The organism is Albidovulum inexpectatum (assembly GCF_002927635.1).
Lineage (GTDB): Bacteria > Pseudomonadota > Alphaproteobacteria > Rhodobacterales > Rhodobacteraceae > Albidovulum > Albidovulum inexpectatum.
This window is the reverse complement of sequence record NZ_PRDS01000004.1, coordinates 257,862-273,332: the sequence shown is the minus strand read 5'-3', so window position 1 is coordinate 273,332 and position 15,471 is coordinate 257,862. Positions and strand designations below refer to the sequence as shown.

Here is a 15,471-nt window from a genome sequence, read left to right as displayed (position 1 = left end):
ATGAGCAGTATTTTTCATTTCGAGGCGACACGGTTCGAGTCGATGCGGGCGATCGGCCCCGGCGTCCTGGTGGCCGGCATCATCGCGCTGGCCAGCCAGTTCGTGGCCGACCATTACGGCGCGCCGACCATGTTGCTGGCGCTTCTGTTCGGCATATCGCTGAACTTCCTGTCCGAAGAGGGCCGCGCCCGGCCGGGGATCGAGTTCGGCGCGCGGACGCTGTTGCGCCTTGGCGTGGCGCTACTGGGCGTGCGCATCAGCGCCGAGGTCATGACGGTGCTGGGCGCGCCCGTGATCGCGCTGGTCGTCGTGGGCGTGGCGGCGACGATCGGATTCGGCCTGGCCTGCTCGCGCCTGTTCGGATTCCATTATCGCTTTGCCTTCCTGTCCTCGGGCGCGGTCGCGATCTGCGGCGCCTCGGCGGCGATGGCGATCGCGGCGATCCTGCCGCGCGACGAACGGTCCGAGGAACGGCTGATCTTCACCGTGGTCGGGGTGACGCTGCTGTCCACCGTGGCGATGATCCTTTATCCCGTGCTGTGCGCTTGGCTGGGCTTTGACGATCGCATGACGGGCATCTTCATCGGCGCCACCGTACATGACGTCGCCCAGGTGGTGGGCGCGGGCTTTTCGGTGTCGGAAGAGGCCGGCAATACCGCGACGCTGGTCAAGCTCTTGCGCGTCGTCATGCTGGCGCCGGTCGTCCTGATCGCGTCGGTGGTGCTGCGCGCGGCTTCGCGCGAGGCGGCAATCGACGGCAAGAGGCCGCCCATCGTGCCACTCTTCGTGCTGGGGTTCATGGCGCTGGCCGTCGTGACGTCGGCGGGCTTCATGCCCGCGCCGGTGATCGAGCTCGCATCGGGCGCGTCGCGCTGGCTCTTGCTGACCGCGATCGCATCGGTCGGGCTGAAGACCCGGCCGCAGGACATCATGCAGGTGGGGCTGCCCGCGGCGGCACTGCTGGTCGCGGAAACCGCATTCCTGGCCGTGCTGGTGCTGATCGGGTTGAATGTCCTGGGCCCCGGCGTTGCCGCGCCCTGAAACACAAGGAAACAGCGATGTATCAACATGTCCTCATCCCCGTCGCGCTGGACCATGAATCGGTCCTGCCGCGCAAGCTGGAGATCGCCCGACGCCTGCAAGAGCCGGGCGGCCGCATAACGGTCATGACCGTGCTCGAGGACGTTCCGGCCTTCGTTTCCGAGTTCATCGACGTCAAACCCCCAAAGAACCTGTCCGAGCGCGTGCGCCAGCGCCTGCTGCAGGCCACTGGCGACCTGCCCAATGTCGAGGCCGTGGTCATCCGGGGCCGCGCGGGCCTGGCCATCGCGGAATATGCGCGGGAGAACGGGGTGGATCTGATCATCGTGGGCGCACAGAAACCCGGCGTGCAGGATTACCTGCTGGGCTCGACCGCGGCCCGCGTGTCGCGCCGCGCGCCCTGTTCGGTCTTCATCATGCGCTGACCCCGTGCCCTGGTCGGCCGCCTTTGGAGCTTGCTCATGCCGCGCCGGCAGGGCATCCATCCGGGAAAGCCAGGCCAGCGGGTCCCATCGATGAAGCGTTTCCTGATTCCCGTCCTTCTTGCGGTCGCGGTGCTCTCATGGCTGCGCGATGGCGGCGCGCCGCATGGGCAGGCAACTGCCATGTCGCGTGACAACACGATCTCGGGGCGCGTTGCGCGCGTGACCGACGGCGATACCTTCACGCTGTCCGGGCAAAGACGCCCGATCCGGGTCTGGGGGCTGGATGCCCCCGAATGGAACCAGCGTGGCGGCGCGGCGGCGACCCGGGCATTGAGGGATCTGATCGCCGGACGGCAGCTGACCTGCCGCGTGCGTGACATCGATCGCTACGACCGGATCGTGGGTCAATGCTTTCTGCCCGACGGCACCGACATCACGGCCTGGATGATCCGCAAGGGCGTCGCCCGCGAATATTGCCGCTTCAGCGGCGGATATTACGGAACCTGCGGGCGCAACTAGGCTGTCGCGCCGCGTGCCGCGACGTGATCGCGCGCGACCGACATGGTCTTGAGAATCGCGTGAACCGTATGTCCGGGCTGCAGCCCCAGCTGCGCCAGCGCGCGGCGTGTGATGCGGGCCAGGATTTCATGCCCGCCGACATCGACATGCACCATCACCCCCGGCCCCTGGCCCGGCACGATCCGGGCGATGCGCCCGGCCAGGATGTTCTGGGCCGACAAGCCTTCGGGTCGCGCGCGCGACAGGATCACCTCATGCGCCATGATGCGCAGCCGCAGCGTGTCGCCCACCGCGCCATCCAGCCGCGGCATCAGGATAGGGCCGGCCGGGCTGTCCAGCTGCGTCAGGCCGTCGGGCAGATGCGCCGCGATCGTGGCGGGCAGAAGCGAGGCCGCCTCACGCAGGCCGATCGCCCGAAGCGCGTCGGGATCGGCCATCACCTGCGCCACGCTGCCCTGCGCGATCATGCGGCCGGACTCGACCACGGCCATGCGGTCGGCCAGCAGCTGGGCCTCGTTCATGTCATGGGTGACAAGGACGACAGGCATCGTCAGATGGGCGCGCAATCGGGCCAACTCGGCCTGAAGGCGTTCGCGCGCGGTGCGGTCCAGCGCGGAAAAGGGTTCGTCCAGCAACAGCACGCGCGGCGCGCGGGCCAATGCCCGGGCCAGGGCCACGCGCTGCTGCTGTCCGCCCGACAGCGCGGCGGGGCGGCGGTGGGCCAGGTCGTTCATCCCCACCATTTGCAACAGCCGGTCGGCGCGGGCCGGGTCGGGCCGGTCCATCGCGGCCAGGACGTTGCCGCGTGCGTCCAGATGGGGAAACAGCGCCCAGGTCTGAAAGACCATGCCCAGCCGGCGGGCATGAGGCGGCAGGAAGATGCCCCGCGCGCTGTCCTGCCACGGGTCCCCATCGACCTCGATCCGGGCATGGTCGGGGCGCAAGAGCCCCGCGATCGCGCGCAGGATCGTGGTCTTGCCCGCGCCCGAAGGCCCGACTAGCGCCAGGATCTGGCCGGGCAGGGCCTCGAATTCGGCCGTCACGGGGATGGGCGCGCGCGCCTCCAGCCGGACGTTCAGGCTCATCGCGCCCCCCCGATCCGTGCGCTCAGACGATAGGTCAGGGCGATCGTCGCCAGCGAAAACAGCACCAGCACCGCCGACATCACACCCGCCGAGCGCATGTCGAAGGCCTGGACCCGGTCATAGATCGCGATCGCGATGGTCTTCGTTTCGCCCGGAATCGCGCCGCCCACCATCAGGACGATGCCGAATTCGCCCAGGGTATGGGCAAAGGTCATCACCATGCCCGTCAGCAGCCCCGGCCAGGCCAGCGGCATTTCCACGCGCCACAGCCGGCGCCACGGCGACATGCCGCAGGTTGCCGCGGCCTCGATCAGAACGGGGGGGATGGATTCGAAACCGCGCTGCGCGGGCTGAATGGCGAAGGGCAGGTTGAACAGGACCGAGGCCACGACAAGGCCCTGAAAGGTAAAGACCAGCTGATGCCCGAAAAGATCGTTCCACAACGCGCCGACGGGCGATTCCCGCCCCAGCGCAACCAGAAGGTAGAAGCCAAGGACCGTGGGCGGCAGGATCAGCGGCAGCGTCAGCACGGCTTCGACCAGCCCGCGGCCGCGAAACCGGGCCTGCGCCAGCGCCCGCCCGCCCAGGATGGCCACCGGCAACAACAGGACGACGGTCCAGCCCGCCAGCCGCAGCGACAGGAAAAGCGCCTGCCAGTCCATCACGATGCCCCGTCGGGCAGGGTAAAGCCATGGCGCGACAGGATTTCGCGCGCGGGCGGGGACTGCATGAAGTCGTGGAAGTCCCGCGCAACCCGACCCGCGCCACGCAAGAGCGCCATGCGCTGGCGCAGGGGCGCGTGCCATTCGGCCGGGATCAGCGCCTGACGCGCGCTTGCCCGGATGTCGGGCGCCATGGCCAGCGACAGCGCGATGATCCCGCCCTCGGCATTGCCGGACAACGCGAACTGCGCCGCCTGCGAGACATTTTCACCCAGCACCAGCGCGGGCTGGACCGACTGCCACAGGCCGCGTGCGATCAGCGCCTCGCGCGCCCGCGCCCCATAGGGCGCATGATCGGGATTGGCGATGGCAAAGCGCGTGATCCGCCGCTGCGCCAGCAGGCGTTCAAGATTGTCCAGCGCCGGGTCGGGTTCCAGGATGCTGGTCGGGGGCGCGACAAGGACGATCCGGCCAAGCGCATACAGCCTGCCCCGGTCCAGCGTCAGCCCCTGATCCGCAAGCGCCAGCACATAGGATTCGTCGGCGGCAAGGAACATCTCGAACGGGGCGCCGGCCCGGATCTGGCGCGCGAAATTGCCGGTCGAGCCAAAGACCAGCCGCAGCTCTGCCCCGGTGCGTTCGGTAAAGGCCCGCGCCACGTCGGGCAGGGCGAATTGCAGGTCCGAGGCCGCCGCAACGATCGGCGCGCGGCTGTCGCCCGCGGCGCGCGGCGCGGGCAGTCCCAGCGCGAAAAGGGCCGAGCTCACGAAATGGCGACGGTTCAACATGGGATCCCCGAATGGTCCAGCCCCACATTTCGCCGTCACGCGGCCAAGGTCAACCGTCACGCTGTCGCGGGGCCGTTCGTGGCCGCGTTCGGGCGAAAACGGCTTGCCGTCAGTCGCTTGTTGGGCGAACTTCCCCGCGGCGCCCCGGTTCCGGCGCGGCTTGCCTGCCGTTCAGGCTTTGCCGGGATCCAGTGCCAGATCAAGAGGAGGGTGTGTAAAGGTGTTTCGTTTCCTGCACGTATCCGACCTGCACCTGGGCAAGGCGTTCGGGTCGCTGCCCGAAGAGGTCCGCGGCCGACTGGTCGAGGCGCGCCACGAGGTCATCTCGCGCATTGCTGACGCCGCGCGGGCGCGCGCGATTGACCATGTCCTGGTTGCGGGCGATCTGTTCGACACGATCGGACCTTCGGACGCGGTGCGCCGTCAGGCCGCCGCGGCGATGAACGCGACGGGTCTGCAATGGTGGATCATTCCGGGCAACCACGACAGCCTTGCCGGCGAAGAGCTCTGGCGCCGCTTCGACGCGGAATCCAGCCCCGATGTGCATGTGCTGCGCGAGCCGGCGCCGGTCGAGATCGCGCCGGGCGTGGTGCTGCTGCCCGCGCCGCTGCCACGGCAGTTTCCAGGGATCGACCTGACGGCCTGGATGCCCGGCTGCGCCACGCCCGAGGGCGCGCTGCGGATCGGGCTTGCCCATGGCGGGGTGACCGATTTCGGCGAAGATTTCGACGCCTCTGCAATGATCCCGCCCGATCGCGACCGCAGCGCGGGTCTGGACTATCTGGCCTTGGGCGACTGGCACGGAAGGCGGCAGATCGGGCCGCGTGTCCATTACAGCGGCACGCCGGAACAGGACCGCTTCCGCCACGGCGGGCGCGGCCTTGCCCTGGCGGTGACCATTCCGGCCCGCGAGACGCCGCCCGAGGTCGAGGAGGTCGAGACCGGCCGCTTCCACTGGTCCGAGCCGACGCTTTCGCTTAGCCCCGGGCAGGATGTCGCGGCGGCCCTGGCCGGGCTGATGCCGGCCGACCGGCTGGCACGGCGCGACATGCTGATGCGGGTCAGGGCCGAAGGTTGGCTGCGCCTGCCCGAGCGCGGCGCGCTGAGCGCGGCGGCGCGCGACATCGCGCCCGATTTCCACTTCTTCGCGCTGGATGAAAGCCGCCTGCGCACCGAATACGGCGCCGAGGATCTGGACCTGATCGCGCCATCGGGTGCGTTGCGCCAGGCGGCCGAGATCCTGCAGGACGAGGCCCTTGGCAATGCCGGGCTGAGCGAAGACAACCAGCGCGTGGCCGAGGCGGCGCTGAACCGCCTGTGGTCGCTGGTCCGGGAGGAATAGGATGCGCATCACCGCCATCGAGCTGCGCAATGTGCGCCGTTTCGTCGATCCGGCGCGGATCGAGGGGATCGGCCCCGGTCTGAACGTGCTGACCGCCCCGAACGAGGCGGGCAAGTCCACCTTTTTCGACGCGCTTCATGCGGCCTTTTTCCTGTCGCATCGGTCATGGGACGCCGTGGCCCGCGGCCTGCAGCCCAAGGCGGGCGGAGATCCCGAGGTCGAGGTGGCGTTCGAGGCCGATGGCCGGCAGTGGACGATCCGCAAGGTCTGGTCCAGCTCGGCCGGGCGCAAGTCGGCCCGACTGACCTGCGACGGCGCGGCTGTGGCCGAGGGCGAGGCCGCCGAGACACGCCTGGCCGAGCTTCTGGGCCTCGGCAAGGGGGGCGCGGGCCCGGCGGGGCTGTTGTGGGTGCGCCAGGGTCTGGTGGGCGAGCCGGTCGAGAAGAAGATCCGCGAGGTCGAGGAAGCCGCCCGCCGCGACATCATGACCGAGGTCGCGGGCGAGGTGGAGCTGATGACGGGCGGCCGCCGGCTGGAACGCGCGCTGGCCGCCTGCGAGACGTTCCTGTCCAGCCAGCTGACCGGTTCGCAGAAGAAGGCCCGCGCCGGCAGCGATCTTGCCCGCACCGAGGCCGAGGTCGAGTCGCTGCAGGCGCGCGAGCGCGAGCTTGCCGAACGCGCCGACAAGCTGGCCCGCGATCTGGAGCGTCGCCGTGCGGTGCGCGCGGAACTTGCCACGCTGGAGGACCCGCAGGCGCAGGCCGATCTGCGGAAACGGCTGGCCGAGGCCGAGGCCGCGCTGGCCGAGGCGCGCGAGCGCAGCGGCCAGATCGAAACCGCTGAGCGCACGCTGGCCGAACTTGACGCGCGGCTGTCGGCGCATAAGGGACAGGCCGAGGCACTGCGCGCCGCGCTGACCGAGCGCGCCGAGGCCGATGCCGCGCTGAAGCGTGCCCGCATGGCTTTGGCCGAGGCGCAAGAGGCCGCCCTTGCTGCAAGCAAGGATCACCAGGCCGCCGAATCCGCCCATCGCCTTGCCGAGGCCGCCCACCGCAAGGCCCGCGATGTGGCAACCCGAGTCCTGCGCGCCGAGGCCGCGCGGTCGGCCGAAAGCCGCCGCCGCGAACTGATCGAACGGATCGGCCAGGCCGAATCCCTGCGCGGGCAGATCGAGGCACTGGAGGCCCGGCTGGCCGCCTTGCCCCAGGCCGCAATCCTGACCCGTGCCGTGCAGGCGCACCAGGAATTGCAGGCCGCCGAGGTCGCCCATGCCCGCGCATTGCCGGGCTTTACCGTGCGCCGCGCCCCCGCCGCGCGGGCCGAGGTCATGCGCGATGGCCAACCCGTTCCCGACGGCACGAGGCAGATCCTTGATGCGCCGGTGACGCTGGAGATCGAGGGGGTCGGGCGGATCGAGCTTGACCCCGGCGAGCTGGCCGGCGACGCGGCCCTTGACCAGGTCCGCGACGCGGCGGGCAAGGCGCTTGCCGCGACCGGCCTGTCCGATCTGGCCGAGATTCACCGCGCCATGGACCAGCGCGCGGCGCTGGACGCCGATTTGCGCGATGCCAAGGCCCGCCTGGCCGCCCTTGCCCCGAAAGGCATGGCCGAGCTGCGCCGCGAACTGGCCAGCCTGCCCGAGCCCGCCGAGGGCGTGAACGATCTGCCCGACCGCGCCACGGCCGAACGTGATCTGGCCGATGCCGAGCGCGCGCTGGACCGGGCCGCCGAGGCGCTGGCCGCAGCCCGCGCGCGCAGGGACGCCACACAACAGGCGCTTGCGCGGGCCGAGGCGCAGGAGAAATCCGCGCGCGAGCGGATGGATCGCGCCAAGGCCGCGCTGCGGGCCGAGGACCCCGAGGCCGAACTGGCCCGTCTGGATGCCGAGATTGCGACCCTGGGACAGGCCGCCGAGCGGGCCCGCGTGAATCTTGCGGATCTGCGGCGCAACGCGCCGGATCTGGCCATGGCCGAGGCCAGGGCTGAACGCGCGCGCGCGGCGATTGAAAATGTGCGCCACAGAAGCAGCGAGCTGAAGCTGGAGCTGGCCGCGCTGGACACGCGGATAGACCTGGAATCCGGCGAGGGCATCGAGGAACAGCTGGCCTTCTGCCGCGACAAACTGGACCGCGTGCGGGACCGCCTCGATCGGCTGCGCTTCGAGATCGCCGTGCACCAACGGCTGCGCGACGCCCTGCGTGCGGCCCAGGACGCGGCGCGCGAGGCCTATGTCGCGCCTGTGCTGCGCGAACTTGTGCCGCTGGTGCGCATGATCTGGCCGGATGCCGAGCCCGAGATCGACGCGGAAACCGGCATGATCCGCGCCATTCGCCGGCGCGGCGAGGCCGAGGATTACGACATCCTGTCGGGGGGCACGCGCGAGCAGCTTTCGCTGCTGGTCCGCCTGGCCTTTGCCCGGCTTCTGGCGCAGAAGGGCCGGCCGGCGCCGGTCATACTGGACGATGCCATCGTCTATACCGACGACCAGCGGATCGAACAGATGTTCGACGCCCTGACCCGCCAGGCACAGGATCTGCAGATCCTCGTCTTTTCCTGCCGCCAGCGCGCCTTCATGGCGCTGGGGGGCACGGCGATCGCGATCTCGCGCCCGACGGTGGCGTGAATCCGCCACTGTCGGTGATTCTCACATGGTCGTGACTAGACAGGGGCATCTGTCACATGCATGTGGCGGAACCCGGCCGGGCATGACAGCATTGTTCCTCTGCCAATACCGGCATGCGCCATCGGAGATCGCACCCATGCTGACCAGACGCCATTTCATCATCACCGCCGCGGCGATGTTCTCGCCTCCGATCGCGGCACCGGTCCTTGGCGCCTCGGCCGAGATGGAGCGGCAATGGGCGGAATGGGACGCGCTGGTCACGCCGCCGAATTTCGACCTGTACACGTCGAACCCGTGGGGGCTGCATCCGCGCTTTCTGCCGACGCTGGTCGAGGCGCGGCCGGGGCTGATCCCCGGCGATATCCATGTCGATGCCGTCGCCCGCTATCTGTACCATATCCGCGACGACGGTACGGCCATGCGCTATGGCGTGGCGATCGGGCGCGGCGATCTGTACGAACCGGGCACCTACACGATCGGGCGCAAGGCCAAATGGCCGCGCTGGACGCCCACGCAGGCGATGATCGAACGCGAACCCGAAACCTATGCGCGCTTTGCCGACGGGATGGACCCGGGGCCGAACAACGCGCTCGGCTCACGCGCGCTGTATCTGTATGTCGGCAACCGCGACACCTATCTGCGCATTCACGGGACGCCGCAGCCCTGGTCGATCGGGCTGCGTGCCAGCTCGGGCTGCGTGCGCATGGTGATGGCGCATATCAACCACCTGTACGACTTCGTCGATGTCGGTGTGACGGCCTATCTGTATCCCGCCGAGGATTCGATCACCGCGCAAAGCTGATCGTGCTAGCGCGGCGAAGGCAGCACCGCGCCCTGGGCGCGGGGCGATTCGGCCGTGCAGATCAGACGCCCGTCGCGCGAACGCAGCGGCAGAAGCGTGGCCTCGACCGGGCCCTGATGCAGGTACCAATAGCAGCCATCCTCGGGATTGACCTTGATGGTGGACAGGTTCTGACCTGGCGCGGCCACCTCCAGCACCCAGTCGGGCGTTTCGGTCAGAAAGCCGTCGGGATCCGTCTTGGGTGTTGATGCAACGCAGCCGCCAAGTGCCAGCGCCACAAATACCGGCCAGGCCCGGCCGAATTGCCCCGTGAAGCGCAAGGTCGTGATGCGTGCTGCGGTCATGCCGTCCTCGTGTTCCTGCGAAATCCCCGCGCATGATAGGCCGGATACCGGGCATGTCGAGCCGAAATCGACCCCGCCCCGCGGGCCAAGCCCTTGACGTCGCGCGCAATCGGGCTTCCTGATAGGGGAAAATGGCGGCAGGGAGACACGCGAAGGTGGCACAGGCATCCGTTCCAGGCAGACCGTTGCGCCATGCCCAGCTGAAGGCCCGTCAGCGTGCCTTGCGCAACGGCTTTCCAACCGACATGGCGCTGAAGGTTCACCGCGCGATCAGCTGGCTGGGCCGGGCCGAACGCGAAGCCGATGACCCGGACGCGGCCTTTCTGTTCTACTGGATTGCCTTCAACGCGGCCTATGCCGACGAATCCCTTGACCTGCCCGAACGCGACGCCCTGCAGACCTTCTTTCAGCGCCTGCATGACCTGGACACCGCGGGCGCGATCTATCGCGCGGTGTGGACGACCTTTCCGGGGCCGATCCGGGTCTTTCTGGACAACCGATATGTCTTTGCGCCGTTCTGGCGGCACCATCATGGCATTCCCGGAAATGAGGACTGGGCCGAGAAGTTCGAGCGGGCGCGCAAGAAGTTCCACATAGCCCTGGCCCGCAAGGATACCGCCGCGATCCTGGCGATGCTGTTCGATCGGCTTTACGTGCTGCGCAACCAGCTGGTCCATGGCGGCGCAACGTGGAATTCCAGCGTCAATCGCGATCAATTGCGCGATGGCGTGAAGATCCTGGCGACGATCGTGCCGATCGTGATCGACCTGATGATGGCCAATCCCCACGCCGATTGGGGCAGGCCGCACTACCCGGTGGTCGAGGGATAGGCCCCGTCGCCACGGGCCCCCAAAGCGCGTGCCAAGGGCGGGGCCGTGACGCGGGCAAGGCCGGGCCGCCGCACAATCCCCACGCTTGGGGTGGAACCCTGCCTTGCCCCAGCGCCGTGACAGGGGCCGGAAGCCGCGCCCCTTCTGCCAGCGCGCCACGGGGCGGCCGTCCTGCAGGGCCAGCAGATGAACCCAGCCATTATCGAACAGCGCGCGCAGATCGGGGTGGCGGTTCAGGATCTCGGCCATCGGCTCTTGCGGCGCCTCGATCAGCACGCTCAGGCGCAGCGGATCATGACGGCGCGCCTGCCCGTCATGAACCGCCTGCCGGGGCAGCCCGACGCGCAGCCTGCCGCCATTGCCCTCGACAACCCCGATGCCGCCCACGACATTGTGCAGCGTCTTGTTTCCGCCGCCGAAACTGTCGGGCGCCACGGTCGAGCCGTAGTATTGCAGCGCAATCCAGCTGGCCACGACCACTGGCGCGGTCAGGATCAGTTCCAGCGTGGCAAAGCCTTCGTCCGTTCGCCAGTCATAGGAATGCAGGAAGCTGCGCCCGCGCAGGTCGGCAAGCCGCGTGACCGACCGGGGCGCGGCGATCAGGCTGGCGCAGCCCGCAAGGCCCCATTCGGGGCGCAATTCGGCCCAGTCGCGCGCCCGCGCGAACAGCCCGTCGGGCGTGGCGCCGGGCAGGGACATGGCCCGTTCGGCCCGTGCAAGGCGTCCCGCCGCGCGCAGCCATTCGCGGGCCTTGGACAATGAATCGCCACCGTCGAACATGCCAGTGTCATCGAACAAGGTCACTTCGTCGGTCGTGGTGTCATGCAGCCCCGCGACAAAGCGCACATCCTCGGCCAGCGTCACGCCATGCGCGGCCAGCCCCGCCCGGGTTTCGGGATCGTTCAGCAGGATCGCCAGCGCGCGCGCCGAAACCTCGCCCGTATGGCCACCGCAAGCGCCGCAATGATAGGCGCTTTCATGCGGGTTGTTCTGCATCTGCGCGCCATGGCCGATCAGCAGGACCAGCGGCGCCTGGTTTCGCGCAAGGCCCATGGCCTTCAGCACGCGGGCCGCGATTTCGGCACGCGCGGGGCCGGGTATGGCGGACAGGATATCGGGCGCAGACGACGCGGCGCGATCGGTGCCCAGCCGCAGCGCCGAACGCAGCAGCTTGGCGCCATAGGTCAGGCCGGCGGCTTCGACAAAGGCGAACGAACTGACGGCGGCCTGCCGAAACCGTCCCCAGGCACGCGTTGCGCGGGCGCGGATCCGGGAATCGGCCTCGTCCGGGCTGTGGGAACAGGTCCGGATCTGCGGCACCAGAAGGGCGGGCAGGTGATCTTCGACCACGTCCGACCCCGCCTGCTGATGTGCCAGCGGCAGGCCGAAGAAGCCGGCAAAGCCCAGCGTCTCGATCCCGGCATCCTGCGCCTCGAGCGCGCGGCGGAAGATTTCCGAGCGCGTATCGATGCAGAAGGCGGCCTGCAGCGCGGGGCGCGACCGCACGGCGGCCGGGGCTGACAGGCGCCGCGCGAGGTCACGCTGATGGGCGCGCTCGGCGGCGTCCTGCAGGATCGCGTCGATCACCTGATCGGGGGTGGGGACCACCGGCGCGGCATGGGCCGCAACGACACGTGCCCATTCGGCGCCGATCTGCGGCACATGCGTCAGCAGCGCCTCTTCCCAGATCAGGCGAATGGCCAGCAGGCCAGCCAGGTCCCGATCGGTCCCGCCGCGCAGCTCGGCCCGCCACAGGGCGCCACGGGCCAGTTGGGCCCAGCCGCCCAGATCCATCAGCAGCCGGTGAAAGGCCGTCGGCGCGGCCTGTTCGTCCAGGCCCAGCCGTTCGGCGGCGCGCAGGATGGCCCGTTCGGCGGTATCGGGCGCCGCCGCGACATGAGCGCAGAAGCCCGGCAGCCCGGCGATTTCGGGCGTCAGGTCATGGCTGGCCCATTCGCGCCAGGCGGTATAGGCCTCGCGCCCCGGCGTGGGCGTCCACAGGGCCTGGCCGCGATCGTAGTGACCCGCCGCCCACAGGCCCAGGCTGCGGGCGATCACGGCGGGCCAGTCGGTTCCCGTGACCCTGGCCGCCAGATCGGCCACCGTCGGCAGCGGGTTCACCGGGGGCGCATCCGTGCGGGCGCGGGCCTTCAGCATCGCCAGATCGACGGGCTTGAACGGAGATTCACACGCGATCAGCGCGGCGGCCAGGTCGTCGTCGCTGATCTCGCCCCGGGCGATCATCGCGGCGAATTCCGCGCGCGGGCGGGTCAGGCTTTCGCCCGCGACCCGGGCCATCAGGGCCGAGGCCGTGGCAAGATCGGTTCCCGACTGGCCAAGGAAGGGGTTGACCGCAACCGTGGCCTCCAGCCCGAAGGCGGGCGGGATCGCGCGCAGGGCGGATTCGGCCGCGCGCAGGATTTCCGGCATCCGGGCCGGGGCGATGACATCGTGTTTCATGAACATGGGGAGTCCTCCGGGGAAAGCGGGTCAACGGGCGGTGCGCAGGCCGCCGATCAGGCGGTCGAACAGCGTGTTCAGATACAGCCCGTTCGCCAGGTGGACCCGCCAGCCGGCCGAGGCCGGGTGATGTGCCCAAAGCGGGAACAATGCCTGCGCAAAGGCCACCAGGCCGAACGACCCCACGGCCAGCACGATCAACGCCCATTCCAGCGCGCCGACCTGCGGCGTGGGCGGCAGATGGGGGCCCCACAGCGCCTGGGCCGCGACCTGAAAGCCGAAATAGCCGAACGCGGCGGCGACCGAGGCCGTGACCGTGCGGCGGGTCAGCGCGGCTGGGGCCGCCCCGGCCAGGCCCTGGGCCACCAGATAGGCCACGCCGAACACCAGCATCGCCCCCAGCGCCAGCGCCTGCGGGCTTTTCGGCCCCGCGATCAGCGTGAACAGGGCGGCCATGGCGGCATAGAGCCCCAGCGCCAGAAGGAAGGACCGGCCGACGGCCGCAAGGTCGGGCACGGCGACGGGCCCGGGCCGGCGCGTTGCCAGAACCGCGCGCACCGCGCCACCCGAGCCAAGGAAGGCATAAGCCTTGTACAGCGAATGCGCCAGGATATGCAGCAGCGCCAGCGCCCACAGGCCCAGCCCGCATTGCATCAGCATGAAGCCCATCTGCGCCACCGTGGACCAGGCCAGCGCGGTCTTGATCGCGCTTTGCGTCAGCATGACGACCGCGCCGAACAGGGCGGTGAATCCCCCGATCAGCACCAGCGCCGCCATCGCGCCCGCGCTGGACTGCACCGCATCCGCCATGCGGATCAGCAGGTAGCCGCCGGAATTGATGATCCCCGCATGCAGCAGGGCCGAAACCGGGGTCGGGGCCTCCATCACCTCGGTCAGCCAGCCATGCAGCGGGAAGGCCGCCGTCTTGAGCAGCGCCGCCACGACCAGCCCGATGGCCGCGATCTGCAGCGCCCAGCCCGGCATGGCCGCCGCCGTCAGATCGGCCGAACCCGAGGCGCGCCAGAAGGCAACCGCCGCCACGATCAGCGCCAGATCGCCCGCATGCCAGACCAGCGAGAACTTGGCCGCAGCGCGCCGCGCCTCGGGCCGGTCGGGATAGAACAGAAGCAGCGCGCGCGGCCCCAGGCCCACCGCCACGAACGCGGCGACCAGAACCGCCAGATGCGCCGCCTGGACCAGAACCAGCACGGCCGCCAGCGTGGCCAGCATCCGGGAATGAAACAGGCCTTCGCGGCTTTCGCCGTCCAGATAGCGGCGCGAATAGCGCATCACGATCCAGCCCACGAAGCCGACGAGCAGCGCCATCGTCGCCGATACGGCGTCAAGGCGAACCAGGGTTCCCGAAATGGGTCCGGCCACGATCAGCTGGACGACGCCACCAAGGCCCAGAGCCAGCGCCGCAAAAGCCGCCGCTTCGGACAGGGGCGGGATCGGACGAGGCCGGCAGCCCGGCCGCAACGCCGCCATGCCCGAGGTGGCCAGAAGGATCAGCGGCGCGAGGGCGGGAAGGGGAATCGAGAAAGTCATCTGCGTCTCCGGTCGGGTCCTGTTCGACGCATCGGATACAATCTTTGAAACTTCCAGAAAATTACATATTATCTATTCAACCATTCTATCAGATGGAACAATGGCCCCGCTGAACCTGCATCATCTGCGCCTGTTCCGGGCAGTTGCGCGCGAAGGCACGCTGACGGGTGCCGCGCGCATGCTGAACCTTTCGCAATCGGCGCTGTCCACGCAGATCAAGGCGCTGGAGGATTCGCTGGGCCATGACTTGTTCGAACGCCGGGGCAGGGGTCTGGTCCTGACCGAGGCCGGGCGCATCGCGCTGGATCATGCCGATGCGATCTTTCGTGCGGCCGAAGATCTGACCGCCACGCTGCGCCAGGCGGGGACCGCAAGGCGCAGCCTGCGCGTGGGGGCGCTGGCGACGCTGTCGCGCAACTTCCAGATCGCCTTTGTTTCCCCGTTGATCGGGCGGCCCGATGTCGAGGTCATCCTGCGATCCGGCAGCCAGGACGAATTGCTGCGCGGGCTACGGGCCATGGCGCTGGACGTGGTGCTGACGAATCTGCCGCCCGCGCGCGACGCGGCCAGTCCCTATCTGGTCCATGAACTGGACGAACAGCCCGTCAGCCTGGTCGGCCCGCCCCCCGGCCCGGACGCGCCGACCGATCTGGCCGGGATTCTGGGGGCCGAGCCGCTGATCCTGCCCACGCCGGAGACCGCGATCCGGGCGGGATTCGACGCGCTGGCCCAGCGGTTGGGCGTTGTTCCCCGCATCGCGGCCGAGGCCGATGACATGGCCATGCTGCGCCTTCTGGCGCGCGAAGGCGCGGGCCTTGCAGTCATTCCGCCGATCGTCGTGCGCGACGAGCTGGCCTCGGGCCGGCTGGTGGAACGTGCGCGTCTTGACCCCTTGCGCGAGCGCTTTCTGGCCGTGACGATCGCGCGCCGCTTCCCCAACCCCCTGGTTGACGAGATCCTGCGCGCAGCCCACGCCTAGAACCCATCCGGGGCCTTTATCTG

The 15,471-nt window shown here is 69.4% G+C and carries 13 protein-coding genes; 7 read left to right on the top strand and 6 right to left on the bottom strand.

The genetic code is table 11. The features are described 5' to 3' along the window. The 3 genes from LV82_RS08350 to LV82_RS08340 all read left to right on the top strand — a co-directional run bounded on the left by LV82_RS08350 (position 1) and on the right by LV82_RS08340 (position 1,985). Positions 1 to 1,041 carry a YeiH family protein gene (locus tag LV82_RS08350; protein ID WP_104070716.1) on the top strand — a complete coding sequence of 347 codons (1,041 nt, stop codon included), beginning with the start codon at positions 1 to 3 and terminating at the stop codon, positions 1,039 to 1,041. A gap of 17 nt (positions 1,042 to 1,058) precedes the next feature. Next, on the top strand, positions 1,059 to 1,466 hold the full coding sequence (locus LV82_RS08345; protein WP_104070715.1) for a universal stress protein: 408 nt from the start codon (positions 1,059 to 1,061) through the stop codon (positions 1,464 to 1,466). Positions 1,467 to 1,556: 90 nt separating this feature from the next. Continuing rightward, entirely contained in the window at positions 1,557 to 1,985 is a 429-nt protein-coding gene (locus tag LV82_RS08340) for a thermonuclease family protein (RefSeq protein WP_170063385.1), read from the top strand. On the opposite strand, the gene modC is transcribed toward LV82_RS08340, so the two are convergent. Genes modC through modA form a run of 3 tightly spaced genes read right to left on the bottom strand, consistent with a single transcriptional unit; the run spans position 1,982 to position 4,520 of the window. Next, positions 1,982 to 3,070: a molybdenum ABC transporter ATP-binding protein gene (modC, locus tag LV82_RS08335; protein WP_104070712.1), complete on the bottom strand. Its 1,089-nt coding sequence runs from the start codon at positions 3,068 to 3,070 to the stop codon at positions 1,982 to 1,984. The genes LV82_RS08340 and modC overlap by 4 nt on opposite strands. Then, positions 3,067 to 3,732 (bottom strand): molybdate ABC transporter permease subunit, encoded by a 666-nt coding sequence (gene modB, locus LV82_RS08330; protein ID WP_104070710.1) that lies wholly within the window; start codon positions 3,730 to 3,732, stop codon positions 3,067 to 3,069. Before modB ends, modC begins: the two co-directional genes overlap by 4 nt. Continuing rightward, complete coding sequence (gene modA / locus LV82_RS08325; RefSeq protein WP_104070709.1) at positions 3,732 to 4,520, bottom strand: molybdate ABC transporter substrate-binding protein; 789 nt, start codon at positions 4,518 to 4,520, stop codon at positions 3,732 to 3,734. The genes modB and modA overlap by 1 nt, the downstream gene beginning before the upstream one ends. Before the next feature lie 220 nt (positions 4,521 to 4,740). Here modA and LV82_RS08320 point away from each other — a divergent pair, with 220 nt between their 5' ends. The 3 genes from LV82_RS08320 (at position 4,741) to LV82_RS08310 (ending at position 9,287) form a co-directional block, all read left to right on the top strand. Continuing rightward, a complete protein-coding gene (locus LV82_RS08320) occupies positions 4,741 to 5,862 on the top strand; it encodes a metallophosphoesterase family protein (RefSeq protein ID WP_245873124.1) in 1,122 nt (373 codons plus the stop codon). 1 nt (position 5,863) lies between these two features. Further along, positions 5,864 to 8,485, top strand: coding sequence for an AAA family ATPase (locus LV82_RS08315; protein WP_104070706.1), 2,622 nt, complete (start codon positions 5,864 to 5,866; stop codon positions 8,483 to 8,485). A gap of 136 nt (positions 8,486 to 8,621) precedes the next feature. Continuing rightward, positions 8,622 to 9,287 (top strand): L,D-transpeptidase, encoded by a 666-nt coding sequence (locus LV82_RS08310; RefSeq protein WP_104070704.1) that lies wholly within the window; start codon positions 8,622 to 8,624, stop codon positions 9,285 to 9,287. 5 nt (positions 9,288 to 9,292) lie between these two features. On the opposite strand, the gene LV82_RS08305 is transcribed toward LV82_RS08310, so the two are convergent. From LV82_RS08305 to LV82_RS08290, 3 genes are read right to left on the bottom strand one after another with little or no spacing between them, the layout of a single operon-like run. Continuing rightward, positions 9,293 to 9,631, bottom strand: coding sequence for a hypothetical protein (locus tag LV82_RS08305; protein WP_245873123.1), 339 nt, complete (start codon positions 9,629 to 9,631; stop codon positions 9,293 to 9,295). Further along, entirely contained in the window at positions 9,628 to 12,927 is a 3,300-nt protein-coding gene (locus LV82_RS08295; RefSeq protein ID WP_342750179.1) for a YbcC family protein, read from the bottom strand. The genes LV82_RS08305 and LV82_RS08295 overlap by 4 nt, the downstream gene beginning before the upstream one ends. 24 nt (positions 12,928 to 12,951) lie before the next feature. Next, a complete protein-coding gene (locus LV82_RS08290; protein ID WP_104070703.1) occupies positions 12,952 to 14,469 on the bottom strand; it encodes a proton-conducting transporter transmembrane domain-containing protein in 1,518 nt (505 codons plus the stop codon). 100 nt (positions 14,470 to 14,569) lie between these two features. On the opposite strand from LV82_RS08290, the gene LV82_RS08285 reads away from it, so the two are divergent. Next, positions 14,570 to 15,448 (top strand): LysR family transcriptional regulator, encoded by an 879-nt coding sequence (locus LV82_RS08285; protein ID WP_104070701.1) that lies wholly within the window; start codon positions 14,570 to 14,572, stop codon positions 15,446 to 15,448. The last annotated feature ends 23 nt before the right edge of the window (positions 15,449 to 15,471 follow it).

Coding starts and splice junctions, on each gene's coding strand:
- LV82_RS08345 (WP_104070715.1), top strand. CDS start 1,059: ATGTATCAACATGTCCTCATCCCCGTCGCGCTGGACCATGAATCGGTC.
- modC (WP_104070712.1), bottom strand. CDS start 3,070: ATGAGCCTGAACGTCCGGCTGGAGGCGCGCGCGCCCATCCCCGTGACG.
- LV82_RS08295 (WP_342750179.1), bottom strand. CDS start 12,927: ATGTTCATGAAACACGATGTCATCGCCCCGGCCCGGATGCCGGAAATC.
- modA (WP_104070709.1), bottom strand. CDS start 4,520: ATGTTGAACCGTCGCCATTTCGTGAGCTCGGCCCTTTTCGCGCTGGGA.
- LV82_RS08310 (WP_104070704.1), top strand. CDS start 8,622: ATGCTGACCAGACGCCATTTCATCATCACCGCCGCGGCGATGTTCTCG.
- LV82_RS08305 (WP_245873123.1), bottom strand. CDS start 9,631: ATGACCGCAGCACGCATCACGACCTTGCGCTTCACGGGGCAATTCGGC.
- LV82_RS08315 (WP_104070706.1), top strand. CDS start 5,864: ATGCGCATCACCGCCATCGAGCTGCGCAATGTGCGCCGTTTCGTCGAT.
- LV82_RS08290 (WP_104070703.1), bottom strand. CDS start 14,469: ATGACTTTCTCGATTCCCCTTCCCGCCCTCGCGCCGCTGATCCTTCTG.
- LV82_RS08350 (WP_104070716.1), top strand. CDS start 1: ATGAGCAGTATTTTTCATTTCGAGGCGACACGGTTCGAGTCGATGCGG.
- modB (WP_104070710.1), bottom strand. CDS start 3,732: ATGGACTGGCAGGCGCTTTTCCTGTCGCTGCGGCTGGCGGGCTGGACC.
- LV82_RS08285 (WP_104070701.1), top strand. CDS start 14,570: ATGGCCCCGCTGAACCTGCATCATCTGCGCCTGTTCCGGGCAGTTGCG.
- LV82_RS08340 (WP_170063385.1), top strand. CDS start 1,557: ATGAAGCGTTTCCTGATTCCCGTCCTTCTTGCGGTCGCGGTGCTCTCA.